This is a genomic window from Pseudomonas sp. EA_65y_Pfl1_P113 (assembly GCF_963970525.1).
GTDB classification, from domain to species: Bacteria; Pseudomonadota; Gammaproteobacteria; order Pseudomonadales; family Pseudomonadaceae; genus Aquipseudomonas; species Aquipseudomonas tritici.
Genome location: NZ_CAXAQM010000192.1, coordinates 1 through 664, shown reverse-complemented (window position 1 = coordinate 664; position 664 = coordinate 1). Strand labels below are relative to the sequence as shown.

Here is a 664-nt window from a genome sequence, read left to right as displayed (position 1 = left end):
ACCGCCTTTGCCGAGACGGTCGGTCGGCAAATGGCGCGGTTGCTGCCGGACGATGCCGATATGCTGGTGCCGGTGCCGCTCCACCGCTGGCGTTTATGGTCGCGCGGCTTCAACCAGGCCGCATTGATTTCCGCCGCGTTAACCCGCGTGAGCGGTGTCGCAAACGATCCGATGCTGTTGCGCCGCGTCAAGGCCACGCCACCGCTGCGCGCGATGGGGGCAAAGGCGCGCGCCCGGGCCGTCGCCGGGGTTTTCCGCGTGATCGACCCGAAGGCGCAGCTGCGCCGCAAGTCGGTGGTGTTGATCGACGACATCTACACCAGCGGCGCGACAACCGACGGTTGCACCGCCGCCTTGCTGCGCGCGGGCGCGGCAAAGGTGACGATCCTGTGCTGGGCGCGGGTGCTCGATTCGGCGGATTGATGCGCCCGACATTGACCCCGACATTGACAAAGACCAGTGCACCCCACATTTCTTGGCAATGCCAAAGATCGAAATCTACACCAAAGCCTTCTGCCCGTATTGCTCGCGCGCGATGAAATTGCTCGCCTCGAAGGGCGTCACGCCCGAGGAATATGACATTACGATGGGTGGCCCGAAGCGCGCCGAGATGCTCGAGCGCGCCAATGGCGGCACCACCGTTCCGCAGATTTTCATCGATGAT

2 protein-coding genes are annotated in these 664 nt (G+C 64.2%); both read left to right on the top strand.

What is annotated here, in order from left to right; genetic code table 11:
* A partial coding sequence (locus AACY52_RS29075) for a ComF family protein (protein ID WP_370468064.1) occupies positions 1–423 on the top strand: 423 nt, incomplete at its 5' end.
* 58 nt (positions 424–481) lie between these two features.
* Positions 482–664 (top strand): glutaredoxin domain-containing protein (locus tag AACY52_RS29070; protein WP_339561180.1); only part of this gene is annotated, 183 nt, incomplete at its 3' end.